Origin of the sequence: Pseudomonas sp. P116 (assembly GCF_020149425.1) — a bacterium.
Lineage (GTDB): Bacteria > Pseudomonadota > Gammaproteobacteria > Pseudomonadales > Pseudomonadaceae > Aquipseudomonas > Aquipseudomonas anatoliensis.
On sequence record NZ_JACVHB010000005.1, the window covers coordinates 114,401 to 139,084 of the forward strand.

At 59.4% G+C, this 24,684-nt stretch carries 23 protein-coding genes; 10 read left to right on the plus strand and 13 right to left on the minus strand.

The genetic code is table 11. The features are described 5' to 3' along the window. Positions 1-29: 29 nt before the first annotated feature. A complete protein-coding gene (locus ICA15_RS17985; protein WP_150602596.1) occupies positions 30-824 on the minus strand; it encodes an AraC family transcriptional regulator in 795 nt (264 codons plus the stop codon). Positions 825-920: 96 nt separating this feature from the next. Here ICA15_RS17985 and ICA15_RS17990 point away from each other — a divergent pair, with 96 nt between their 5' ends. Continuing rightward, positions 921-1,808: a DMT family transporter gene (locus ICA15_RS17990; protein ID WP_210554232.1), complete on the plus strand. Its 888-nt coding sequence runs from the start codon at positions 921-923 to the stop codon at positions 1,806-1,808. A gap of 125 nt (positions 1,809-1,933) precedes the next feature. Here ICA15_RS17990 and ICA15_RS17995 read toward each other — a convergent pair whose 3' ends face one another. Further along, on the minus strand, positions 1,934-2,812 hold the full coding sequence (locus ICA15_RS17995; RefSeq protein ID WP_150602598.1) for an esterase/lipase family protein: 879 nt from the start codon (positions 2,810-2,812) through the stop codon (positions 1,934-1,936). 120 nt (positions 2,813-2,932) lie between these two features. Continuing rightward, positions 2,933-3,580, minus strand: a complete 648-nt coding sequence (locus ICA15_RS18000) for an FMN-dependent NADH-azoreductase (RefSeq protein WP_210554233.1) — start codon at positions 3,578-3,580, stop codon at positions 2,933-2,935. 120 nt (positions 3,581-3,700) lie between these two features. Between ICA15_RS18000 and ICA15_RS18005 the strand changes: the two genes are divergently transcribed. Together ICA15_RS18005 and ICA15_RS18010 are read left to right on the plus strand one after the other, a co-directional pair. After that, positions 3,701-4,627: a LysR substrate-binding domain-containing protein gene (locus tag ICA15_RS18005; RefSeq protein WP_210554234.1), complete on the plus strand. Its 927-nt coding sequence runs from the start codon at positions 3,701-3,703 to the stop codon at positions 4,625-4,627. 100 nt (positions 4,628-4,727) lie between these two features. Continuing rightward, the gene (locus ICA15_RS18010) at positions 4,728-5,261 is read left to right on the plus strand and encodes a bacterioferritin (protein ID WP_150602601.1); all 534 of its coding nucleotides are present in this window, start codon (positions 4,728-4,730) and stop codon (positions 5,259-5,261) included. A gap of 183 nt (positions 5,262-5,444) precedes the next feature. Here the strand turns inward: ICA15_RS18010 and ICA15_RS18015 are convergent, their stop codons facing one another. Then, on the minus strand, positions 5,445-7,520 hold the full coding sequence (locus ICA15_RS18015) for an AsmA family protein (RefSeq protein WP_150602602.1): 2,076 nt from the start codon (positions 7,518-7,520) through the stop codon (positions 5,445-5,447). Between the two features lie 385 nt (positions 7,521-7,905). Here ICA15_RS18015 and ICA15_RS18020 point away from each other — a divergent pair, with 385 nt between their 5' ends. The 7 genes from ICA15_RS18020 (at position 7,906) to ICA15_RS18050 (ending at position 13,105) form a co-directional block, all read left to right on the plus strand. Then, positions 7,906-8,283: a hypothetical protein gene (locus ICA15_RS18020; protein WP_210554235.1), complete on the plus strand. Its 378-nt coding sequence runs from the start codon at positions 7,906-7,908 to the stop codon at positions 8,281-8,283. 171 nt (positions 8,284-8,454) lie between these two features. After that, complete coding sequence (locus tag ICA15_RS18025; protein ID WP_150602604.1) at positions 8,455-9,087, plus strand: TetR family transcriptional regulator; 633 nt, start codon at positions 8,455-8,457, stop codon at positions 9,085-9,087. Positions 9,088-9,327: 240 nt separating this feature from the next. Next, positions 9,328-9,828, plus strand: coding sequence for an urease accessory protein UreE (gene ureE / locus ICA15_RS18030; protein ID WP_210554236.1), 501 nt, complete (start codon positions 9,328-9,330; stop codon positions 9,826-9,828). Next, positions 9,825-10,499, plus strand: a complete 675-nt coding sequence (locus tag ICA15_RS18035; RefSeq protein ID WP_210554237.1) for an urease accessory protein UreF — start codon at positions 9,825-9,827, stop codon at positions 10,497-10,499. Before ureE ends, ICA15_RS18035 begins: the two co-directional genes overlap by 4 nt. A 38-nt stretch (positions 10,500-10,537) precedes the next feature. Continuing rightward, a complete protein-coding gene (gene ureG, locus ICA15_RS18040; RefSeq protein WP_150594068.1) occupies positions 10,538-11,152 on the plus strand; it encodes an urease accessory protein UreG in 615 nt (204 codons plus the stop codon). A gap of 27 nt (positions 11,153-11,179) precedes the next feature. Further along, positions 11,180-11,752, plus strand: a complete 573-nt coding sequence (locus tag ICA15_RS18045; RefSeq protein ID WP_210554238.1) for a HupE/UreJ family protein — start codon at positions 11,180-11,182, stop codon at positions 11,750-11,752. A 219-nt stretch (positions 11,753-11,971) separates the two neighbouring features. Further along, on the plus strand, positions 11,972-13,105 hold the full coding sequence (locus ICA15_RS18050) for an AGE family epimerase/isomerase (protein WP_210554239.1): 1,134 nt from the start codon (positions 11,972-11,974) through the stop codon (positions 13,103-13,105). Positions 13,106-13,306: 201 nt separating this feature from the next. Here ICA15_RS18050 and ICA15_RS18055 read toward each other — a convergent pair whose 3' ends face one another. From ICA15_RS18055 to ICA15_RS18095, 9 genes are all read right to left on the minus strand, one after another. Beyond that, positions 13,307-14,212, minus strand: a complete 906-nt coding sequence (locus tag ICA15_RS18055) for a cation diffusion facilitator family transporter (RefSeq protein ID WP_150602608.1) — start codon at positions 14,210-14,212, stop codon at positions 13,307-13,309. Positions 14,213-14,427: 215 nt separating this feature from the next. Further along, the gene (locus ICA15_RS18060) at positions 14,428-15,192 is read right to left on the minus strand and encodes an SDR family oxidoreductase (RefSeq protein ID WP_150617986.1); all 765 of its coding nucleotides are present in this window, start codon (positions 15,190-15,192) and stop codon (positions 14,428-14,430) included. A gap of 930 nt (positions 15,193-16,122) precedes the next feature. Beyond that, positions 16,123-16,839 (minus strand): ABC transporter ATP-binding protein, encoded by a 717-nt coding sequence (locus ICA15_RS18065; RefSeq protein WP_150594063.1) that lies wholly within the window; start codon positions 16,837-16,839, stop codon positions 16,123-16,125. Beyond that, positions 16,836-17,708: an ABC transporter ATP-binding protein gene (locus ICA15_RS18070; RefSeq protein WP_016985385.1), complete on the minus strand. Its 873-nt coding sequence runs from the start codon at positions 17,706-17,708 to the stop codon at positions 16,836-16,838. Before ICA15_RS18070 ends, ICA15_RS18065 begins: the two co-directional genes overlap by 4 nt. Next, positions 17,705-19,006: a high-affinity branched-chain amino acid ABC transporter permease LivM gene (gene livM / locus ICA15_RS18075; RefSeq protein ID WP_210554240.1), complete on the minus strand. Its 1,302-nt coding sequence runs from the start codon at positions 19,004-19,006 to the stop codon at positions 17,705-17,707. The genes ICA15_RS18070 and livM overlap by 4 nt, the downstream gene beginning before the upstream one ends. Positions 19,007-19,009: 3 nt before the next feature. After that, complete coding sequence (locus ICA15_RS18080) at positions 19,010-19,924, minus strand: ABC transporter permease subunit (protein ID WP_042557415.1); 915 nt, start codon at positions 19,922-19,924, stop codon at positions 19,010-19,012. A 240-nt stretch (positions 19,925-20,164) separates the two neighbouring features. After that, the gene (locus ICA15_RS18085) at positions 20,165-21,298 is read right to left on the minus strand and encodes an ABC transporter substrate-binding protein (RefSeq protein ID WP_042557414.1); all 1,134 of its coding nucleotides are present in this window, start codon (positions 21,296-21,298) and stop codon (positions 20,165-20,167) included. A gap of 368 nt (positions 21,299-21,666) precedes the next feature. Continuing rightward, positions 21,667-22,950, minus strand: coding sequence for an NAD(P)/FAD-dependent oxidoreductase (locus ICA15_RS18090; RefSeq protein WP_210554241.1), 1,284 nt, complete (start codon positions 22,948-22,950; stop codon positions 21,667-21,669). A 146-nt stretch (positions 22,951-23,096) separates the two neighbouring features. Further along, positions 23,097-24,587 (minus strand): aldehyde dehydrogenase family protein, encoded by a 1,491-nt coding sequence (locus ICA15_RS18095; protein ID WP_042557412.1) that lies wholly within the window; start codon positions 24,585-24,587, stop codon positions 23,097-23,099. Positions 24,588-24,684: the final 97 nt, after the last annotated feature.

The following is a 24,684-nucleotide window of genomic DNA, read 5'->3' on the forward strand; positions in this document are numbered from 1 at the left end:
GGCCTCTGCTGGAGTGTAGCCAAATCCTGTTACATCTTCCTGCCTTCCAGGTGGCTACGGCGGTACTGCTCCGGCGTGCAACCGGCCTGCCGCGCGAACATGGCGATAAACGCCGAGCCGCTGCTGTAGCCGAGATCAAAAGCGATTTCCTGCACGCTGTGCGACGTTTCCAGCGCTTCAATTGCGGCGAGATAGCGCAGACGCTGGCGCCACTCGCCGAAACTCATCCCCAGCTCTCGAACAAACTGCCGCGCCAACGTGCGCTCGCTGACATGCACCTGCGACGCCCAGTGCGCCAGCGGCTGGTTGTTGCCTGGCTGCGCTTGCAGCGTTTCAAGAATCGCCAGCAATCCGGGGCTGCTTGCATACGGCAGATAACACTCATGCACTGGCGCCTGTTGCAGTTGATCGACCAGCACCTGAGCCAGACGCTGATCAGCATCCAGCTCGGGAATCTTCACGTCACGGGCGGCGAAGTCTTTGAGAATCGCCTTGAGGATATCGCTGATCGCCAATGTGCAGGCCCGCGCCGGCAGCTCGGCGCAAACCTTGGGATCGAGACATACCGCCCGATAATTGACCGGTTGATGACTATAGAAACTGTGTTCGACCTGCGGTGGCACCCACACTGCGTATTGCGGCGGGGACATGAAACGACTGCCATCGACGTCCATGTGCAACACCCCGTGAGCGGCGTATTCCAGAGTGCCCCACGGATGGCGGTGCGGCGCGGCAAACTCATGGGCGTTGAAATCGGCGTAACGGAAGTACACCGCTGACGGCAGTTCGCTGAAATCGAGCAGATCAATGTGTTTACTGTTCATGCTGTCCGCTTTCAGTGGCAGGTTGTCTGGTTCGAAGTATAGGGCTGCATCCAGACAGGGGATAATCACGTTTCATCAACGTACTGGTTTCAACGCATGCAATACGCTTTTCCCCTGCTGGCGATCTTTATCTGGGCCGGCAACACCGTGATCAACAAACTCGCGGTCGGCGCGATCTTTCCGGCCGAAATCGGTTTCTACCGCTGGCTGCTAGCCGGTTTGCTGTTCACCCCGTTCATGCTCAAACAAGTGATCGCGCACTGGCCGCAGATCCGCCCCAACCTCGGCAAGATTTTCGTCCTCGGCGTGCTCGGCATGGCGGTGTATCAAAGCCTCGCCTACTTCGCCGCGACCCTGACCACGGCAACCAACATGGGCATCATCCTGTCGCTGATGCCGTTGATGTCGCTGGCCATGGCAATCATCAGCCTCGGCCAGCGCCTGACTGCCGGTGCGTTGGTGGGGGCGGTGCTGTCGTTTGCCGGTGTGCTGGTGGTGGTGTCGTCGGGCAGCCTCGGCGCGTTGCTGCAACACGGCGTGAATTTGGGCGATGCGATGATGCTGATCGCCACGCTCGCCTATGCGATTTACAGCACCTTGCTGAAGAAATGGCAGCTACGCCTGCCGCCGCTGGTGTTGCTGTATTTGCAGGTGCTGGTAGCGATTGTGGTGTTGTTTCCGCTGTATGCCGCCTCACCGAAAACCGGGCTGACGCTGCAGAATATTCCGCTGGTGTTGTATGCGTGCCTGCTGGCATCGATGGTCGCGCCGCTGGCGTGGATGCAGGCGGTGATGCGCCTCGGGCCGAGCCGGACCACACTGTTCTTCAACTTGCTGCCGTTGATTACCGCACTGATTGCGGCGCTGGTGTTGAAGGAACAACTGGCGATGTATCACCTGGTGGGTGGTTTGCTGACGTTGGGCGGGGTGATTCTTTCCGAGCGCTGGACGACGGTGTTGGGCCGCAAAATCAGCGTTGCCTGATTTAAAAGATCGCAGCCTGCGGCAGCTCCTACAGGGCACCGCGTTCGCCGCCGGTTTTGCGGATAACCTCTGATCCCGTGTAGGAGCTGCCGCAGGCTGCGATCTTTTGATCTTTTATTTTGATCTTACAGCCCAGCAGCTTTCAGGCGCGCCGCATGCTCGACAAACAACCGCACCGGATCCGCGCCCTTGCCCACCAGCCCCAGCGACTGGTTGACGATGTCGAAGTGATCCAGCGGATAGTCGTCGCCAATCACCGTGCCCAGATGCGAGCTGTAACGCCCGACCATCCCGTCGCACTGCCCCGGCTCACGGACAAAGGTTTTCGCAAACAATCGACAGCTGCGATTGGTCCCGTCGAACAGATTGCCGCCACGATCCGTCTTGCCCGGCTGCAACGTACCCGACCACGAGTAATACCGCACGCCGTTGACCTCTTCCGGCCCGTGGCCACCCCACGTTTCAGGCAGGCCCTGTGGATAACGCTGATTGAACAGCGCCACGCCTTCAGTGGTCAGCGAATGATGCGAGGCGTGGATATCCACGGGCAGTTTCGGCCCGTGATAACCGGTATCCAGCAACGCCATCAGCCAGCCGACAACACGCAGCAGCACTTCGAGGATACGACCCTTGGCGCTGTCTGCGGGATAGTGTTTGTGCAGATAGTCGGCCAGTTCCGAACCATGATTGGGCCCGGCCACCGAAGTGACCGAAGCCACCAGATCCGGGCGTTTCGCTGCAGCGTAACGCGCCGTCAACGAGCCCTGACTGTGGCCAAACAGATTGACCTTCTGCGCCCCGGTTTCGCGCAAAATCTCGTCGATGCGCGCGAGTAACTGCTCGCCACGCACCTCGGTCGAATTGAGCGGCGACACCTGCACCGCAATCACGGTTGCACCACCACGGCGCAACGCCTTGATAATCCCGTACCAATACGGATAAAGCACCAGCCGGATAAACCCGAGCATTCCCGGCACCAGCACCAATGGATAACGCGTCGACATGGGCAAACATCCTTGTGGTCGGTAAGTGGATGCAAGGCGTGCAAAACACCCGCCAAGCATCCGCTGTAATGATGACAACGCAGCGTTCAGCCTACTTCAGCCCTGCAACCCCCGCCACAATCAGGCCACCTGGAACTCCCTCGCGAGTTCAAGCAAGCGCTGCTCAGCCTCGGCCACCGATACCGCGAAAGTGCGTTCGGCAGACTCCTCGCCTTCGGCCGCGACCACCGTGACGTCGTTGATGCCGATAAAACCCAGCGCCGTGCGCAGCCATGGGTCGGCGTGATTCAGTGCCTCCAGCTCACCGCCCGGACCGAAGCCGAAACCGCCGCGACTGGTGACGATCAACGCTCTCTTGCCCTGCAACAGCGGTGTGTACTGGGCCACACCGTTGTCGAGCGTGTGATCGAAGGTCAGGCCCAATCGCACAATCTGATCGACCCAGGCCTTGAGGCCGCTGGGCACGCTGAAGTTGTACATCGGCGTGGAAATCAGCAACAGATCGTGATCGAACAACTCGCCAACCAGTTGATCGCTGAGTGCCAGATCAGCCTGCATCGACAGCGACCGAGCTTCGGACTCGGGATGGAATGCCGCCGCGACAAAGGCCTCGTTGACCGCTGGAATCAGCGCCCGGCCGACTTCACGACGCGTCACTTGCGGCTGTGGATAACGCACTTGCCAGGCGCTGAGAAAACCTTCCGCCAGACGCCGCGAGTGCGAACGGTCGCCGCGCGGGCTGGCATGGATCACAAGAATTTTGCTCATCTGTACTTCCTCCGGACTAGAATCCAACTGCTTGTGGCTTGCAGCTTGAAGCTCGTAGCCGCCCGACTTCAAATGAGCAAAAATCATTCGGGATGAATCCATTTCATCCATGGAGTTTCAATGTTCGCTTCCTTGCCGTTGACCGCCCTGCGCGCCTTTGAGTCCGCTGCACGCTTGCTGAGCTTCAAGGCCGCAGCCGAAGAATTGTCGGTAACGCCAACGGCGATCTCCCATCAGATCCGTGTGCTGGAGGATTGGCTCGGCGCGGCCCTGTTCGAACGTCTGCCGCGCAAGGTGCGCCTGACAGAGGGCGGCGAGCGGCTGTTCCGCAGCCTGCATGGCGCGCTGCTGGACGTGGCGCAAAGCGTCGACACCTTGCGCCCGCAACGCAGTGGCAGCAGCCTGACGCTGTCGACCACTGCCGCGTTTGCCGCGCTGTGGCTGGTGCCGCGCCTCGGGCGGTTTTATGCCAGGCACCCGAACATCAATGTGCGCCTGGACACGCATTGCGAAGTGATCGATCTGCATCAGGACGCCAGTGTCGATCTCGTGCTGCGCTACAGCCTCGACGATTACCCGAATCTCTACGGTTTGTGCCTGTTCGATGAATCGTTCGGGGTTTACGGCTCGCCAGAACAAGTGGCGCTGGCGGCGCGGCGCACGCCGGCGCTGATCAGCGTGCGCTGGCACAACTCGAACCTGTATGCCCATGGCTGGGACGCGTGGTGCGCAAAGTCCGGTGCGAACTGGCTGAATCAGCATCCGGCGATTCGCGAATACGATGAAGAGCATTACGCGTTGCAAGCGGCGATCGCCGGGCAAGGCTTGGTGCTGGCGAGCAATATTCTGGTTTCGGAAAGCATCGCCAGTGGTTTGCTGGTGCCATTTCAAGGCGATGTGCAAGTCGACGGTGCCGGCTACAGCGCGCTTTGTGTGCCGGGGCGCGAGCGGCACCCGCCGGTGCGGGCGTTTTTTGCGTGGTTGCAGGAAGAAGCACTTTTGTCTGGCCTGGCGCCAAGATCGCAGCCTTCGGCAGCTTCGGTGTAGATCCGATAAAACTTTTCCGCTCGCGCATCACTCACAACCTGGGTAGGCGATCGCGCCTGTAGAGCGTGGCGCCAATCGGATTAGCCTCCAGGAGACTGAAATGAGCGACGACCTGCATCTGTCAGATGTCAAAACACTGCGCGAACGCGCACGACTACACGTGGAAAACGGCGCAGTGACCGAAAGCTACAGCGCCAACCGTGAAGAGGTGCTGCGCTTGCTCAACGAATCGCTGGCCACTGAACTGGTCTGCGTCTTGCGCTACAAACGTCACTACTTCATGGCCAGCGGTCTGAAGGCCAGCACGGCCGCCGATGAGTTCCTTGAGCATGCCGTTCAGGAAGCCCAGCACGCCGACCGACTGGCCGAGCGCATTGTGCAATTGGGCGGCGAACCGGAGTTCAATCCGGACATGCTGTCGAAACTGTCCCATGCACAATATGTAGCCGGCAACAGCTTGAAGGAGATGGTCTACGAGGACCTGGTCGCCGAGCGGATCGCGATTGATAGTTATCGCGAGATCATTCAGTACATCGGCGAAAAAGACCCGACCACCCGCCGCATCTTCGAAGACATCCTCGCGCAGGAAGAAGAGCATGCGGATGACATGGCTGACATTCTGAAAGATCTGTAAACCTTCAAAATCGCCATCACGGGCAAGCCCGCTCCCACATTTGGAACGCATTCCAGATGTAGGAGTGAGCCTGCTCGCGATGGGTCAAAATTAGAATCAAAAGATCGCAGCCTTTGGCAGCTCCTACAGGGAAATGCGTTCCTCTGTAGGAGCTGCCGAAGGCTGCGATCTTTTGATCTTGGCCTACTTGGTTGGTTTGACGGTAACCGGTGCCTTGCCGGCCTTCATCTGCTCCAGCAACGGCGCGCACTGATTCGGCTCGCCACCGCTCGGCGCCACCAACGCCAGCAGCCCCGCCGCCGGTGCGGCAATCACGCCCAACGCCACCATCCCCGCGCCGCGCAACAACAGCGGGACCGGTTTGACGCCAGCGCTGGGTTTGATGAACTTGCCGCGTACATACAGCGGCGAGCGCAACGAAATCAAACGCCAGCCCTTGGATTCCGGCGTCACCGTCAGGTCCAGTTGCTCGGTCGCCATGTTCGCCGTGCCGTCGATATAGATAATCGCGTTCTCGGTATCGAAGACAAACAGCTGCGTAGTCGCCAGACCAGTCTTGATATCGAAGTCCGCCGCTGCGCAGTTGATCTTCACTTCCTTGTCGCCAAAGATTTTGCCGACCACGTAGTTGCCGACGTTGAGGCCTGCCAGTTCCATCAGTTCACGACTGATCGCGCCGTCATTGATCAGCATCTTCAGATTTCCGTTGGCGCCGCCCAGCAACTTCGCTACCGAGTTACCGCGTCCGCTGATATTGGCGTCACCGTTGAGCTCGCCGAAACTGGTTTTCATCGGCTCGAAGGTCGGGAACAGCTCCTTGAGTTTGAACCCGCGCGCCGTCAATTTGGCCCGGCCTTCAAGCGGCTCGGTGCGACCATTCAGGCGAATTTGCGCATCGAGTTTGCCGCCAGCCACGCCGAAGCGCAGCGGCTCCAGACTGAGTTCGCCGTCGTTGAGTATCAAGTGGGTATAAAGGTCGGTGAACGGCAGTTTTTCGCTGTGGACGATACGCTTGCCGGTGAACTCGACATCGGCGTCCATCGCGCGCCAGCGGTCAGTTTTGAACTCGTCTACCGGCAACACTTTGTCTGCCGGTTGCTTGCTCTCGCCGCTGCCAGTCTTTTGCTTGTCGTTCGAGTCGGCGCCGATCAACGGCCCGAGGTCAGCGAACAGCAGTTGGTTGGACACCAGCGCGCCGCTGAGTTTTGGCCGTGGCTGGCTGGCGACGTAGGTCAGGTCACCGTGAATGTCACTGCTGCCGATCTTGCCGTTGAATTTCTCATAAGTGAATTTTGCGCCGGCCTCGTCATGCAACCTGGCGATCAGGTGACCGTCGGTGGCGTACGGTGGCGTGTCCGGCAGGGTCACACCGGTCAGCGGGTAGAGGTTGCCGAGGCTGTCACCGGCCAGTTTCAGACGCAGGTCGAGGGCGCCCAGGTTGAGCGGGTCGGTCAGGGTGCCGGCCAGCTCAATGCTGGTATCGCCGATTTTCGCCTGGGCTTGCAGCGGGAACGGTTTGCTCGAGTCCTGCAAGGCCAGCAGCCCGCCGACCTTGCCCTGGCCGCTGAGTTTCTGGCCGTGATACTGACCTTTTACCTTTAAGGCAAACGCATAGTCCTGCGGTGCGCCAACCTTGTCCTGCGTGGTTTTCGCCGCTTTGTCGCCGACGATATCGCTGTACGGAATCGGCTTGCCCAGAGGATCGATCAGCACATCAAGGTTGGTCTTCAAGGTCTGGTCATCAAGGGTGACGTGGCCCTTGTCGAACTTGATGGCGCCGATATCGACAACCCAGTTCGACGGCTCGGCATTCGGATCCTTGGGATCGAACTTGAACGTCCAGTTGGCGCGGCCGTCGGCCAGACGTTGCAACTCGGCATTGGGTTCGGTCAGGTCGATGCGCGGGATCACCACGCGCTGCCCCAGCAAGGCCAGCGGCGAAATACGCAACTCGACGCGCTTGAGCGTGACCATCTGCGGCTGCTTCGACCAGTCCGGGTTGCCCAGGCTCAAATCCTCGGCGACCACATGCGGCCAAGGCACCCAGGCGCGCCAGCCGCCTTCATCCGGCTCGCGCTGCCAGACCACCGCGAGGTTGCCGTTGATGGCAAACGGTCGGTGCAGTTCTTCCGAGACTTTGGCGTTGAGCGGCGGTTTGATCCGGTTCCAGTCGAAGAACACGATGATCAGTACCAGTACGGCCAGAAGCAGTACGAGGGTAGCGAAGGTCCAGCTGAAAATTTTTCCGGTGCGCGTCATGCACAAAACTCCTGATTACGACCGCACGCAAAACCTGCGGCGTACGGCTGAAACGGCGGGCCAAAGCGCCCCTTATGAAATCTGTGACTGGCAAAAGGCCCGCAGGTTTAATCGAAAGACCGATTAAGGCGCAAAAAGCCGCGCCAAATCCGACCGATCGGTCAGGCAGCGTTACCGCCACCCGCACTTTTGCGAGGCGCGAGTGGGTCGAAAATACCCACTGCGGTGCAAAAGCGCCCCTCTGGAAGGCCCGTTCTAGAGCCTTCCGCCAGAACAATCAATTCTGTTGATTATTACCATTGCGTTTATGAACTTTTATATCGACTTATCGAGAGTAGCATTGCCCTCGTACCCACTTTATCGCCCTCCCAAGGAGCAACCCATCATGAAACGCCAATTACTGCTTAGTCTTACCCTTTCGATGCTAGCCAGCACTGCCTTCGCTCTGCCCGCTGCCGAACAAGCCACTCCGCAAGTCAAAGACAGCCACTCGGTGTTCAGCCAAACCCTGGCCGAAGACGGCTACGACAAAACTCCACAAGGTCAACTTGCCGAGAACGGTCGCAATCGTCTGGAAGAAAAAGGTCTGGTTGAAGACGGCTACGACAAAACCCCACAAGGCCAGGCTCTCGCCGAAAACGGTCGCAATCGCTTGGAAGAAAAAGGTCTGGTCGAAGACGGCTACGACAAAACCCCACAAGGCCAAGCGCTTGCCGAAGGTGGTGGTGACCGTGTGATCGAACGCAACAGCGCTGTGAGCTAAGCCCATGGCGGCCCTGAAAAAAAGCCCAGTCCCCGGATTGGGCTTTTGCCTTTTTGGCCGCAGCCATTAATAAGTCGCTATTTCCCCGCTACCTGCCCCGCTGCCGTTCGACGCCGATAAAGCCGATTTGCTAGAGTGCGGCGCTTGTCTTGCCAAAGAACACACCTTGCGATGCTGCCCCGCGCCGAACAGAAACAACAGACCCGCAACGCCCTGATGGACGCTGCCCGCCATTTGATGGAAAGCGGCCGAGGATTCGGCAGCCTGAGCCTGCGCGAAGTGACGAAGACCGCCGGCATCGTGCCCACCGGTTTCTATCGGCATTTTGCCGACATGGACGAACTCGGTCTGGTGCTGGTCAGCGAAGTGGGCCAGACCTTCCGCGAAACCATCCGTTTGGTACGCCATAACGAATTCGTCATGGGCGGCATCATCGATGCGTCGGTGCGGATCTTCCTCGATGTGGTCAGCGCCAACCGTTCGCAGTTCCTGTTTCTGGCGCGCGAGCAGTACGGTGGTTCGTTGCCGGTGCGCCAGGCGATTGGCCGTCTGCGCGAGAACATCAGTTCCGACCTCGCGGCCGATCTGACGATGATGCCCAAGCTCCAGCACCTGGACGCCGAAGGCCTGAGCGTGGTGGCCGACCTGATCGTCAAATCGGTGTTCGCCACCCTGCCGGATATCATCGATCCACCGGCCGAGGCCTTGCCCGAGCATTTGACGGCGCAGGCGAAGATCACCCAGCAGTTGCGCTTCATCTTTATCGGGCTCAAGCACTGGCAAGGGCTGGGCAGTACCGAATAAAAATCAAAAGATCGCAGCCTTCGGTAGCTCCTACAGAGATCGGTGTAGGTGCTGCCGAAGGCTGCGATCTTTTTTGCGCCGCAAATTGGTGCATGTAAAAATCTTCATGCACCAAAACGCTTCAAATCCCCGCAACATCCTGCAACACCATCTACGATCCGACAGGGATTTCCTACAGTTCGCCCGATTGGCAAGCCCCTTGCTCTAGCCTGAGTATTGTCCACTGCTGGAAGCTTTCCGATGCTGGTGATTCATCGCAGAATCGACCCTCAACTCGTCTGGGCCGCCGAGTTGCACCTGACCTTCGAAGCCCGAAGCAAGAGCCGTTTGCGCTGTTTCAGTGCCGAAAACGAAGACGTCGGGTTGTTTTTGGAGCGCGGTCAGCCGCCGCTGTATGACGGCGAATGCCTACAGGCCGAAGATGGCCGCATCGTCCGTGTCTGCGCCCGCCCCGAACAACTGCTGCACGTCACCTGCGCCAATGCCTTCGAACTGACCCGCGCCGCGTATCACCTGGGCAATCGCCACGTCGCCCTGCAAGTCGGCGATGGCTGGCTGCGCTTGCTCGACGACTACGTGCTCAAAGCCATGCTGGAACAACTCGGCGCGCAGGTTGAAGCGCTTGAAGCGCCGTTCCAGCCGGAACACGGCGCCTACGGCGGTGGCCATCATCATTCGCGGCACGGCGACGAAGACTTCAACTACGCGCCAAAACTGCACCAGTTCGGCGTTCGTTTATGAACCCAGCCTGGGCGCTGCTGCGCCTGGCCAGTCCGCAATTGCCGATTGGCGGCTACAGCTATTCGCAAGGCCTGGAAATGGCTGTGGATAACGGCCGCGTCAACAACCCGGACAGCGCCCGCCGCTGGATCAGCGATCAGTTGCTGCTCAACCTCGCCCGGTTCGAAGCTCCGCTGCTGCTTGTCCATTGCCAGGCAGCCGCCGAGGAAAACTGGGGCGAATTACTGCACATCTGCGAAACCCACCGTGCCAGCCGCGAGACTCGCGAGTTGCATCTGGAAAGTCGGCAGATGGGTTATTCGCTGCAGCAGTTGCTCAACGGTTTGCCAGAGCTCGACGCGCCGGCCCGAACCTTTCTCGAACAATGCAGCGAACCGCATCTGGCGCTCGGCTGGGCGCTGGCTGCTCGCGCCTGGGGGATCAGACCCCAAGACGCCCTCGCCGCGTGGCTGTGGAGCTGGCTGGAAAACCAGCTCGCCGTGCTGATGAAAACCTTGCCGCTGGGCCAGCAAGCCGCCCAACGCCTGACCAGCGAATTGCTGCCGTTGCTGCAACAGGCGCAGCAAGACGCGACCCACATCAAACCCGAACACATTGGCAGCGCCGCGTTCGGCCTGTCCCTGACGTGCATGGCCCATGAGCGCCAGTACAGCCGTCTGTTCCGTTCCTAGGGCCCGTCATTTTGAGCCTTTTATTTTGGAGAAGCTGTATGAACACACAACCTCTGCGCATCGGTATCGGCGGCCCGGTCGGTTCCGGTAAAACCGCGTTGACCCTCGCCCTGTGCCTTGCCTTGCGCGAGCGCTACAACCTCGCCGTGGTCACCAACGACATCTATACCCGCGAAGACGCCGATTTTCTGGTGCGCAACGAAGCGCTGGCGCCCGAGCGGATCATCGGTGTGGAAACCGGCGGCTGCCCGCACACGGCGATCCGCGAAGACGCCTCGATCAACCTCGAAGCGGTCGATCAGTTGAACCGGCGTTTTCCGGGGCTGGACCTGATTCTGGTGGAGTCCGGCGGCGACAACCTGTCGGCGACGTTCAGCCCGGAACTGTCCGACCTGACCATCTACGTGATCGACGTCTCGGCCGGCGACAAGTTGCCGCGCAAGGGCGGGCCGGGGATCTGCAAGTCCGACCTGCTGGTGATCAACAAGATCGACCTGGCGCCGCTGGTCGGTGCCTCGCTGGAAATGATGGATAGCGACACCAAACGCATGCGCAACGGCAAGCCGTTCGTGTTCAGCAACCAGAAGACCGGTCAGGGTCTGGACGCAATCATCGCCTTCATCGAACGCCAGGGCTTGCTGACCGCAGCCTGATTCACTTATCAACAAGGAAGCTTATCCATGACACTCAAACGTATTCTCGGCGCCGTTGCGCTGCTGCTGACCCCGGCACTGGCCTTCGCACATCCGGGCCACGGCGACAGCGGCTTGATCGCGGGCATCAGCCACCCGATTGGCGGCCTCGATCACCTGTTGGCGATGGTCGCCGTCGGCTTGTGGGCTGCGCAGCAACAAGGCGCGGCACGCTGGGCGCTGCCGTGCACCTTTGTCGGCACCATGCTGATCGGCGGCATGCTCGGTTTTGAAGGGCTGGAACTGCCGGCGCTGGAAAGCGGGATCGCCGCATCGGTGCTGGCGCTGGGCCTGGCCGTGGCGCTGGCGGTGCGTCCGCCGCTGGTTATGGCGGTGGCGGCGACGGCGCTGTTTGCGTTGTTCCATGGTGTTGCGCATGGGCTGGAATTGCCGGAGATGAGCAATCCGTGGGCGTATGCGGCAGGTTTTGTAGCTGCCACTGCTGCGCTGCATGCCGCCGGTTATGGCGTGGTGCGCGTGTTGCCGCAAGCGGCAGCGCCGTTGGTGCGGTTGGCGGGTGCGGCTTCGGCAATGACTGGTGCCTGGTTGCTGGCCGGCTAAACGCCTCATCCCCCTGTAGGAGCTGCCGAAGGCTGCGATCTTTTGATTTTGACATTAAAGATCGCAGCCTTCGGCAGCTCCTACAGGGTCGCATTGCGCACTTAAGTCACTGTGGGAGCCAGCCTGCTGGCGGTAGCGGTCTGACAGACACCGGGTCTCTAAAGCCCGCCGCTCTGCTACCATGTCGCGCAATCGCCCCAGCCGTGACGACGTCCGCCAATGCCCCATGCTTCCCGCTCCAAATCCCTGCCTGAATTGACCGCCCTGTTCACCGAGGTGCAACAGCACTTCGTCAACGTGATCGTGCCGCTCTGGCAAGGCCCGGGCTGGAATGCCGACATGGCACTGCCCTACGAAGCACTCGACGCCGCGCACCATCCGTTGCCAGCGCAACGTTATCGGGCGATGGCCTGTGCACGACAGCTGTATCTGTTTTCCAGCCTGATCGGCGTTGTGGATAACGCAGCAGAACGCGCGGCCGCGCTGTTCCGTTCTCTGCAACGACACTTCCACGATGCCGAGCACGGCGGCTGGTTCTACAGCATCGATGCGCAGGGCAAACCGCTGGATCAGCGCAAAGATCTCTACACCCACGCGTTCATCCTGTTTGCCTGCGCGCATTACTGGGAAAAATCCCGCGAGCCGCTGGTGGAATCGACGTTGAACGCCGCGCTGGAAGTCATCGGTCAGCGTTTCGCTACCGGCGATGGCCTTTACGAAGCGTGCCTCGACCGCGACTGGATGACGTTGCAAACCGGCCCGCTGCAAAACCCGCTGATGCACCTCGCCGAAGCCTTCCTCGCCACTCTGCAAGTTCGCCAGGACAGCGCGACGCAACAGGCGCTGCTTGAGTTATGCACAGCCATGCACAAGCGTTTCATCGACCCGCAACATGGCGTGTTGATGGAGAAACCGTTGGGCGTTGTGGATAACTGGTACGAGCCCGGGCACCAGTTCGAATGGTATTTCCTGCTGCAATCGTCAGCGCTGCTGCGCGGTTCGAAATTGCATGCGGCGCTTGATAAGGCCTTTGCCTTCACCGAGCAATTCGGCGTGGAGCAGCCGTCCGGTGCGGTGCGCGCAATGCTTGATCTGGAAATGGACGAACGTGCGAAAGATTCAACCCAGCGCATCTGGGCCCAGGCCGAATACCTGCGTGCGCTGACCTTGCGCCCCGACAGCGAAGCCGTGGTGCTGCATCAATTGCAGGCGTTGCAACAGCGCTTTCTGCATGCCGGTGGCTGGCATGAGTGCCGCGATGAGCAGGGCGAGGTCAGCCGCAAGGACATGCCCTCGACCACGCCGTATCACTTGGCGACGTGCTATCGCGGATTGGCTGACTATCTTCGCTGACGTTTCGCGCAAAGGGATCTGCTGTTGCAAAGGGAATCTTTGTGGAACAGGGGCCTTTGTGGCGAGGGGATTTATCCCCGATGGGTTGCGCAGCAGCCCCGGCTTTTGGGGTCGCTTCGCAACCCATCGGGGATAAATCCCCTCGCCACAGTAAACCCCTTCAGCACAACATTCCCTTACACAATTCCCATCAGCCGTTCTTCAGGCAATCCACTTCTTGTCGCCCGTGAAGCTGATGGTCAACCATCGCGCCGCATCCGGTTTGCCCAGCTTCGCGGAAATCTCTTCACGCAGCGCATCGAGTTGCCCGACGTGCTCCAGTCGGTAATCCGCCGGCAACACCACATGAATCTCGATAAACCGCGCCCGCCCGTGCTTCTGCACGTAGGACACATAATCGTCGAAACCATGCTCGACCTTCACCTCGTCCATTACCTGGCGCACGTGGTCATTCAGCGTGTCCGGCGCGATGCCAAGCACATCGCGTAGCGCCGGGCCGAGGATCTTGAAGGCCGGCGGCAGCATGGTCAGGGCCAGTACGATCAGGATCAGCGGATCGACGTAAACCGCCCACTCGCCATAGCCCTGGGACTTGAGCAGCAGCGCCGTGAGAAAACTGATCAGCAGGCCCACAGAAAGCATCGCATCCACCAGCCAACTGATGTTGTCGAACTGGATCAGGCTGGATTTGAGCTTGCGATTGCGCCGGCGTACATAGAAGAAGTAGGCGAACTCGACCACGGTAAACACGGCGGCATAGATGATCACCAGACCCAACTCAATGTCTCGGCCACCGTCGATGATGCCGAACACGCCGTTGAGAAACGCGTAGATGGCAATCAACAGCAGAAAACTGCCTTCAATCAGCAGCACCATGGGTTCCAGATGCCAGAAGCCGAACTGGAAACGGTGATTGCTTTCCTTGGCGATCAGCTTGGCAGTGATCAGCATCAGTACTTTGATGAATGTTGCGATCAGCGAGAAAAAACCATCGAACAGGATGGATTGGGAACCTGAAACAAAACCGGTGACGATCCCGGCAATCGACACGGCGAACATCAGGATGGTCGATTGTTTGAGCAGCGACTGCTCACCTCGGTTACTCACGTAGCCTCCTCTGAAAACCTTGAAAACCGCGGGGTGCGGTGGGGTTGTTGGGAGAGGAGTCTACCTTATCGGGATTTATTGGCTGTTATGACCCCATCGCTGGCAAGTCGAATCGTCGCACCGCAGCTCCCACAGGTATCGAGTCGGTCACAAGATTATGTCTAGGCCGAAGCCCCTGTGGGAGCTGGCTTGCCAGCGATGGCCGTTATGCGGTCTTAAGCCTTGTTACGCTCGATGGCAAACCCGGCCCAGGTCTGGCTCACCGGCATCAATTCCAGGCTATTGATGTTGATATGCGCCGGCGCATTCATCACCCAGAAAATCGTCTCGGCGATGTCCTGCGGCTGGATCGGCTCGGCTCCGGCGTAGGTGGCGTTGTAGCGCTCCTGATCACCGGCGAAACGCACCAGCGAGAATTCGCTCTCGCACAGCCCCGGCTCAATGTTGCTGACACGCACGCCGGTGCCCTGCAAGTCGCAGCGCAGGTTCAGCGAAAACTGTTTAACAAACGCTTTGGTCGCGCCGTACACATGACTGCCGGGGTAAGGGTAGTTGCCGGCGATGGAGCCGAGGTTGACGATGCCGGCGCCACGACCGTGGGCGATCAGGCGCGGCAGCAGCAAGCGAGTGGCATACATCAGGCCTTTGACGTTGGTGTCGACCATGGTGTCCCAGTCATCCAGATCGCATTTCGGCGCAGGATCAACGCCCAGCGCCAGGCCCGCGTTGTTGATCAGGCCACGCAGTTTGGCGAACGATGGCGGCAGGTTGGCAATCGCCTCCTCCATTGCCTTGCGGTCCCGGACATCAAGCACCAGGCCATGCACTTCGGTCTGTTTCGACAAATCGGCGCACAGAGCGTTGAGGCGTTCTTCACGACGACCGGTCAGCACCAGTTTCCAGCCAGCCTCGGCAAAACGACGGGCGCATGCTTCACCAAAACCGGACGTCGCGCCGGTGATAAACAGGGTGTTGGACATCGTGTTCTCCTTGCTTCGACCGCGAGGGCAGCCATTGGAATAGAAAATCAGCAGGCAGCATGCCCGGCCCGAGATTAACCAGCAACCGTTGCCCGTCCAGGAGCTGCCGCAGGCTGCGATCTGTTGATCTTAAAAACAAGAATCAACAGATCGCAGCCTGCGGCAGCTCCTACAAAAGCGTAAACACTGTATGAAATTTGATCAGTCGTCGCTACGCCATATGCACCGTGGCCTGTAGCCATGTGCACGCATGTTATCCACAGTCCCTTCCACAGTTTCCGGGGGCAAGTGGAAGCGCGCAAAGCCACGCCACACAAGGCTTTGCGGGCGAAATAGAAAGTTTTTTGCTTGACCCTGGAGCGATACCTGTGCGGGACATGGCATTTTGCACGACAGCCCGGTTGGCGAAGTGATTGCGCGAGGCCAGTAACTACGGCCCTTAGCGGGGTCTTTCCAGAGTTTAATCACAGACTTATCCACAGGCTTGTACGCATCAAACCTGCTGCCATGCTGCGCCCACAAAAAGGTTGACAAAGACGTCTGTCGCTCCCGCAAAAACGCCTGATCAAAAAACAACCACACGCCTGCACGCCACGGTTTTAAAGGGCTTCAGCCAGCTACTCCCACGTTATTCACAGCCAGTTCCACAGCAAACGGGGACAAGTCAAAACTGTGGAAAAACAGCCATTTGCAGCGTCTATATGTCGCGCTTTGGCAGGTTGCGGAATTTGTTTTCCACAATTTCAAAATCCGCTTGATGTCACGGCTGGATTCCATGTAGGAGCTGCCGCAGGCTGCGATCTTTTGATGTTGTTTTTAAGGATCAAAAGATCGCAGCCTTCGGCAGCTCCTACAGGGGGTCTGAGGTGAATTACGGATGTAAAAAAGCCCCGAGGCTTTCGCGTCGGGGCTTTTGCATAACGATGAGTATCAGTGCCCGCCCAGATAGGCGTTACGCACCTCCTCGTTCACCAGCAACTCCTTACCGGTACCCGTCAGGCGAATCTCGCCGTTGACCATCACATACGCGCGATCCGACAGCTTCAACGCATGGTTGGCGTTCTGCTCGACGAGGAAAATCGTCATGCCGGTTTTCGCCAGTTCCCGCAGGGTCGCGAAGATCTGCTTCACCACGATCGGCGCCAGCCCCAGGCTCGGCTCATCGAGCAGCAACAGCTTGGGTCGGCTCATCAATGCGCGAGCAATGGCGAGCATCTGCTGTTCGCCGCCGGACATGGTCATCGCCCGTTGCGTGCGCCGCTCTTCAAGCCGTGGGAACAGCTCGAACATGCGCTGCATATCCTCTTTGGCGTACTTGTCGCCAATCGGGATGGTGCCCATCAGCAGGTTTTCCTCGACGGTCATGTCAGGGAACACCCGCCGTCCTTCCGGCGACTGCGCAATGCCGTTGGACGCGATGTAGTGCGATGACTTGTGGGTAATGTCGACGCCTTGATAGATGATCTGCCCGTTCGCCGCCCGCGGCTGGCCGAAGATCGACATCAGCAATGTTGATTTCCCCGCGCCATTGGAGCCGATCAGGCTGACGGTTTCCCCTTCATTGATCTGCAGCGAAACGCCTTTGAGTGCCTGGATCGGGCCGTAAAACACGTCCAGGTTTTTCAGTTCGAGGATCGGTTGGCTCATACCAGCTCCTCTTCGTCGGCGCCCAGGTAGGCGGCAATCACTTTCGGGTCGTTGCGGATGGCTTCAGGTCCCCCTTCAGCGATAACGATGCCGTGGTCCAGTACCACGATGTGGTCGGAAATGCTCATTACCATGCCCATGTCGTGTTCGATCAGCACCACGGTCAGATCATGCTCGTCACGCAGCAACCGGATCATTGCGCTCAGCGCTTCGGTTTCCTGAGGATTGAGGCCGGCGGCCGGTTCGTCGAGGCAGATGATCTGCGGCCGCGTGCACATGGCCCGAGCGATCTCCAGACGGCGTTGCTGACCGTACGAGAGCTCACCGGCCAGACGGTTGGCGCAGTCCACCAGATCGACCACTTCCAGCCAGTAGAACGCGCAATCCAGCGCGTCACTTTCAGCCTTGCGATAGCCCTTGGTGTTGAGGATGCCGGCGAGCATGTTGCGGTTGACCCACATGTGCTGGGCCACCAGCAGGTTTTCCAGCACCGACATTTCCTTGAACAGACGAATGTTCTGGAAGGTTCGAGCCAGGCCTGCGCGGTTCACCAGATGGGTACCGCCGAACATTTTGTAGTACATCCGGCTGAGAAAGCTTTTCGGCGAAACGAAGTCGGTCGGTTTGAACGACTCGCCCAGCAGTTGAATCACGTTGGTCTGCTGGCCGCGCACGTTGAGCTCGATCTTGCCGCCGGAGGCTTTGTAGAAACCGGTCAGGCAGTTGAACACCGTGGTCTTGCCGGCGCCGTTGGGGCCGATCAGGGCGAAGATCGAGTTGCGTTTGACCTTCAGGCTGACATCGCTCAACGCCTTGATGCCACCGAAATGCATCATCAGTTTTTCAACAGAGAGTACGACTTCACTCATGGCGCAGTCCTCTCGTAGTGAATGACACCTTTGCGTGGTTTGACCCCGGTACGGCTGATGCGAATCAACCCGCGTGGTCGCCAGATCATCATCAACACCATCAGAATGCCGAACAGCAGCACGCGATATTCAGCAAACCCGCGCAGCAGTTCAGGGGCGACGGTCAGCACAAACGCTGCAATCACCACACCGATGGTCGAGCCCATGCCGCCGAGGACGACGATGGCAAGGATCAGCGCCGATTCGAAGAACGTAAACGAGGTCGGGTTGACGAAGCCCTGATAAGTCGCGAAGAACACACCCGCCAGACCCGCCGTCGACGCGCCGATGGTGAATGCCGAGAGCTTTACCAGTACGTGGTTGAGGCCCATCGAGCGGCAGGCGATTTCATCTTCACGCAAGGCTTCCCAAGCGCGACCGACCGGCATTTTCACCAGTCGATGCTTGATGTACAGCACGGCCAGCACCACGAGAAACAGCACCGCGTAAATGAAGTAATACTTCACGTCCGGGTTGTAAGCGATGCCGAAAAACTCATGAAACGGCACCCCGCCATCCTTCGCCCGCTTGCCGAGCTCCAGGCCGAAGAACGTCGGCAGCGGCGCCGCCATGCCGTTCGGGCCACCCGTGAGGGACAGCCAGTTGTTGAGGACCAGACGAATGATCTCACCGAAGCCCAGGGTCACGATCGCCAGATAGTCGCCATGCAGGCGCAGCACCGGGAAACCGAGGATGCAGCCGGCAAGCCCCGCGGTGATCGCCGCCAGCGGCAGCACCGTCCAGAAACCCAGCCCGAGATATTGATAACCGAGCGCCAGACCATAGGCGCCGATGGCGTAGAACGCCACGTAACCAAGGTCGAGCAGACCGGCCAGGCCGACCACGATATTCAGCCCCAACCCCAACAGCACGTAGATCAACCCGAGGATGACCACGCCCAGCAGGTACGAGTTGGAGAAGAACGGCACAGCTACTGCCAGCAAAACCACCAGCGGAATAATCCAGCGCAGGCTGGATTTGTGATCGGCGGGCAATACATGCACGCCCGATCCGGAGCTCTCGAATCCGTCGAGAATCTTCAGACCCTTGGGCGTTTGCAGGAACAGGCTGAGGGCAAAGCGGCCAGCCATGACGATGGCAATGATCCACGCCACGCGGGTCACTTCAAGGTTGAAGCTGTAACCGTCGAGCACGACACCGACGATCGGCCCGAAAACAATCAAGGCAATCAGGCCGGCCAGAATCGCCTCAACCAGGCTTTTTTTGACATCAATGGATTTTTTAGTGGTTGAAGACATCGCTTACACCTTCGACACAAGAGGACGGCCCAACAGGCCCTGCGGCCGGAAGACCAGAACAAGTACGAGCAGCGAGAAGCTGAATACGTCTTTGTAGTCGGAGTTGACCAGGCCGGAGAACAGCGACTCGGAGATGCCGAGGATGATCCCGCCCAACATGGCGCCGGGCAGCGAGCCGATCCCGCCGAGTACCGCAGCGGTGAACGCCTTGATGCCGATGATGAAGCCGGCGTAGAAGTCGAAGGTGCCGTAGTTCATGGTGATCAGCACACCCGCGAGTGCCGCCATGGCTGCACCGATGATGAACACGTAGGAAATCACCCGGTCGGTGTTGATCCCCAGAATCGAAGCCATCTTGCGGTCTTGCTGGGTAGCGCGGCACATGCGGCCGAGCTTGGTGTACTTGATGATGTAGGTCAGCAGCCCCATGCCGACGAATGCGGCCACCAGAATGAAGACTTTGGTGTAGGTCAGTTGTACGAAGCCGGTACCGACTTCAACCCGCCATGCACCGGTGAGCAGCGTCGGAACGCCCTGTTGTTTGGCGCCTTGGGCGATCTGTGCATAGTTTTGCAGGATCAGGGAAATACCGATGGCGCTGATCAGCGGCGCCAGCCGTGTGGAGTTACGCAGAGGTTTGTAGGCAACACGCTCGATGACCCAGCCATACACCGCCGTGACGACGATGGTGAAGATCAGGGTGCCGAGCATCAGCAGAGGGAAAGATTCGATACCGAAGTACGCCAGCAGAGCCAGACTGATTGCCGCCAGGTAAGCGGAAATCATGTAAACCTCGCCGTGGGCGAAGTTGATCATGCCGATGATGCCGTAGACCATTGTGTAGCCGATGGCGATCAGGCCATAGACCGACCCGAGGGTCAGGCCGTTGACCAGTTGCTGCAGGAAAATACCATCCATAACGCAATCTCACGCAGTGAGAACCTGCACACCCTGGGTGTGCGGTTCTTCTAGGAAAAATACAGATTTACGTCGGAGCAATGTCAGCCACGATCAGCCTGATTACCCCCGCCCCTGTAGGAGTGAGCCTGCTCGCGATGACGGACTCACAGCCAACAGATTTGTTGAATGTTGAACCGCTATCGCGAGCAGGCTCACTCCTACAAGGGATCGGTGGTGATTAACTGATCGCGTCAGCCCTTACTTCTGTTTTTCCAGCTGGTGGTATTTGCCGTCCTTGTCCCATTGGTAAACCACGTAGTCGGAGACTTTCAGGTCGCCCTTGGAGTCCCAGGCCTTCTCGCCCATGACGGTTTTCACCGGGTTTTTCTTCAGCCAGGCAGCAGCTTCTTCGCCCTTGTTGGACTTGGCGCCGTTGAAAGCGGCGGCCAGGGTCTGAACCGAAGCGTAGGCGTACAGGGTGTAGCCTTCAGGCTCGGTGCCAGCCTTGCGGAAGGCATCTACCACAGCCTTGCTGTCGGGCAGCATGCGTGGGTCGGCGCCGAAGGTCATCAGCACGCCATCGACGAATTGCGGGCCGCCAGCGGTGGTCACCAGTTCGTCGGTAACGATGCCGTCATCGGACATGAACTTGACGTCTTTCAGGCCTTGCTCACGCAGTTGGCGAACCAGTGGGCCGGCTTCCGGGTGCAGACCACCGAAGTAGACAACGTCGGCGCCAGCGCCGCGGATTTTGGTGACGATGGTGCTGAAGTCTTTTTCACCACGGGTCAGGCCTTCGTACAACACCGGGGTCACGCCGCGCTTGACCAGTTGGGCCTTGGTGGCATCCGCCAGGCCTTGGCCGTAGGTGTCTTTGTCGTGCAGCACGACGACTTTCTTGCCCTTGAGCACGTCGACGATGTAGTCGCCGGCAACGATGCCCTGCTGGTCGTCACGCCCGCACATACGGAACATGGCGCTCAGGCCGCGCTCGGTCACTTGCGGGTTGGTGGAACCCGGGGTGATCGCGATGATGCCCGCTTCGTCATAGATTTCCGACGCTGGAATGGTCGAAGAGGAGCAGAAGTGACCGACCACGCCGGCGACTTTCTGGTTGGTGAGGTCCTTGGCGACCGTCACGGCCTGCTTCGGTTCGCAGGCGTCATCGCCCTTGACCAGTACGATTTTTTCCCCGTTGACGCCGCCTGCGGCGTTGACCGCGTCAGCCGCCGCCTGTGCACCCTTCATGTACTGCTCGCCAAATGCCGCGTTGGCGCCAGTCATTGGACCCGCTACACCGATTTTCACATCAGCTTGAGCAAACGCAGAAACACCCAACGCAGTAGCCACTGCGAGGGCCAGAAAGCCTTTCTTGTAAAACGTCTGGGACATGAGGTGGTGCTCCAAGGTTTTTTTTAGTTGGCACTGCGACTTCACTTCTCTTGATGCTCAGAGCAAGGGCCGTGCCATCGGTTTTTTATTCTTCAAAAAGTCGCTGCTTTCTTGTTATTTCGACTGTTTCGTTCCCATTTTCATTGGGCGTGCAACCGTCTAAACCGCGGAAGGTGAAACCATTTATTTTTTCAGGCGCAACCCGCTTGCGCCATCATTGCAACCGCGGCACCAATCGATGTGCAACCAGCCTGTAACAGCCCGCGTCACCGAACTGCACACTGCTGGTGCGGGACTGCTACAACCCGCACCATTACAGGCTAGTCGCTAAGCGAAAAAGCGCCGCTTCACGCAACATATTTCAACACTCAAATGACGATGCGCAGGCACTGGCCCGCGTGATACAGCGAGAACCCGGCTTCGTAAAGACAACTGCGCAAGCCCACGCCTGCCAGCGGCTGCATCGGTGCAAAGGGAATCGGCAGGGCCTGAGGGTTGCCATTGCACAGGTAATCGGCGAAGGCCTTGCCGACCACGGTGCCCGTCGTCACGCCACGGCCGTTATAACCGGTGACAGCGACCAGACCGGGCGCCGGTTCGAACAGGCGCATCAAGTGATCGGGCGTGAACGCAATACGCCCGGTCCAGGTGCATTCCCATTCGACAGGTTTCAGATTGGGGAAGTAATGCTGTTGCACCCGATCGGCCCAGGCCTTGAGAAACCAGGCCGGTTTCTGATTGCCGTTGCCGAGACTGCCGAGCAATAACCGCCCTTCTTTGTCGCGACGGATGCTGCTCAACACTTGCCGCGTATCCCACGACCCCTGCCCGCCCGGCAGAATGTCCTGCGCGGCGTCTTCGGTCAGTGGCACCGAGGCGACCTGATAGTAGTAACCGGGGAAGAAGTTGCGTTTGAGTTCGGTCCAGTCGCCTTCGGTATAGGCGTTGGAGGCGATCACCACTTGCTCGGCCAGCACCGAACCGTGCTCGGTCTGCACTGACCATCGTTGCCCCACGCGCTCAAGTCGAGCGACCGGAGAATGATCAAACATCTGCCCACCGAGGCTCATCACGGCATTCGCCAGACCGGTGACATAGGCCATCGGATTGAGCGTGCCGGCGCGACGATCAAGCAGGGCGGCAGCGATTTTCTGCGTACCGGTGGCTTGTTCACAGGCCTTGCCGGTCAGCAATTCGACCGGTGCGCCGCGGCGCTTCCATTGTTGTTCACGACTGCGCAGATCGGCCTCGCCCTTGGCGTTGTGCGCCATGTGCAACGTACCTTCGCGGCGTAGCTGGCAATCGATGTTGTACTTATCCACAAGGCTGAACACCAATGAAGGCGCTGCCCCGAGCATGCGGTTGAGCTGGCTGCCGACCGCCTCGCCGAAACCGGCTTCGATCTCGTCCGGCGGGATCCACATGCCGGCGTTGACCAGCCCGACATTGCGCCCGGAACCGCCGTGACCGGCACGATGAGCCTCCAGCACGCAGACGGTTTTGCCTTTTTCCAACAGATGCAGTGCCGCCGACAACCCGGTGAACCCGGCGCCGATCACGCAGACATCAACCTTGACCTCACCCTTGAGCGCCGTGTTATCGGGCCTTAGTGGCGTGAGCTTTTCCCACAGACATTCTTCGCGTAACGGCATTGCCAGACTCCAACAGAAACCTAACCAAATGCGTATGTGGGCCTGCCAAAAGATCGCAGCCTTCGGCAGCTCCTACAAAACCGCAGCCAACCGCAGCCCTGTAGGAGCTGCCGAAGGCTGCGATCTTTTGAGCTTTTCCTCGATCCTCAGTCGAACGTAATGCCCTGCGCCAGCGGCAACTCCAGCGAGTAGTTGACGGTGTTGGTCTGGCGGCGCATGTACCCGCGCCAGGCATCGGAGCCCGACTCACGACCGCCTCCGGTCTCCTTCTCGCCACCAAACGCGCCGCCGATTTCCGCGCCGCTCGGGCCGATATTGACGTTGGCGATGCCACAGTCGCTGCCGACCGCCGACATGAACCGTTCGGCCTCGCGCACATCCGTGGTGAAAATGCACGATGACAGGCCTTGCGGCACAGCGTTGTTCAGGCGCAGCGCTTCCTCGAAATCGCTATAGCCAACCACGTACAGGATCGGCGCGAAGGTTTCGCTGCAGACCACGTCGCTCTGCTCCGGCATTTCAACAATCGCTGGCGAGACGTAGTAAGCGTTGGGGAATTGATCCTGCAATTGACGCTTGCCGCCGAACACCCGGCCGCCCTCACTCAACGCCTGCTCCAGCGCATCCTGCATGTTTTCGAAGCTGTGTTTATCGATCAGCGGGCCGATCAGATTGCCTTCCAGCGGATGGCCGATACGCACTTTCGCGTACGCAGCCTTGAGGCGAGTGACGATTTCTTCCTTCACCGACTCGTGGGCAATCAAGCGACGCAGGGTGGTGCAACGCTGGCCAGCAGTGCCGACCGCGCTGAACAGGATTGCGCGCACGGCCATGTCGAGATCGGCACTTGGGCCGAGGATCATTGCGTTGTTGCCGCCCAGTTCGAGAATGCTGCGGGCGAAACGCGCGGCGACTTTCGGCGCCACTTCGCGGCCCATGCGGGTGCTGCCGGTCGCACTGATCAGCGCAACACGCGGGTCATCGACCAGCGCCTCACCAGCGTCACGGCCACCGATGATCACTTGGCAGAGACTTGCCGGAGCATCGCTGAAATTCTTCACCACGCGATCAAACAGCGCCTGACAGGCCAGCGCCGTCAGCGGGGTTTTCTCCGAGGGTTTCCATACCACAGGGTTGCCGCAGACCAGCGCCAGCGTGGTGTTCCATGCCCACACCGCAACCGGAAAGTTAAAGGCGCTGATGACGCCGACCACGCCCAGTGGATGCCAGGTTTCACGCATGTGGTGGCCCGGGCGCTCGGAGGCGATGGTCAAGCCGTACAGTTGGCGGGACAGGCCGACGGCGAAGTCGCAGATGTCGATCATCTCCTGCACTTCACCCAAGCCTTCCTGGGTGATCTTGCCCGCCTCCCACGACACCAGTTCGCCGAGATCGGCTTTGTACTCGCGCAACACTTCACCGAATTGGCGCACCAGTTCGCCGCGGCGCGGGGCCGGCACCTTGCGCCACGCTTCGAACGCATGATCTGCGCGACTGATGTGCTGCTCGACTTCGGCCGGGCCTTCCCAGTTCACGGCGGCAATGCGGCTGCCGTCGATCGGCGAATGCACCGGCACTTTGCCGTTCTGATAAAGGGCCGGGTTCACACCAAGACGATCAAGCAATGCGGCAACCATGGGTCACTCCTCAAGCAAAAAACTGAATGTGTGCGGTCGGTTTTTCACGACCGGGCAGGCCTTTAGTTGTAGCGTCAGTACGGCGAGGCAACAAACG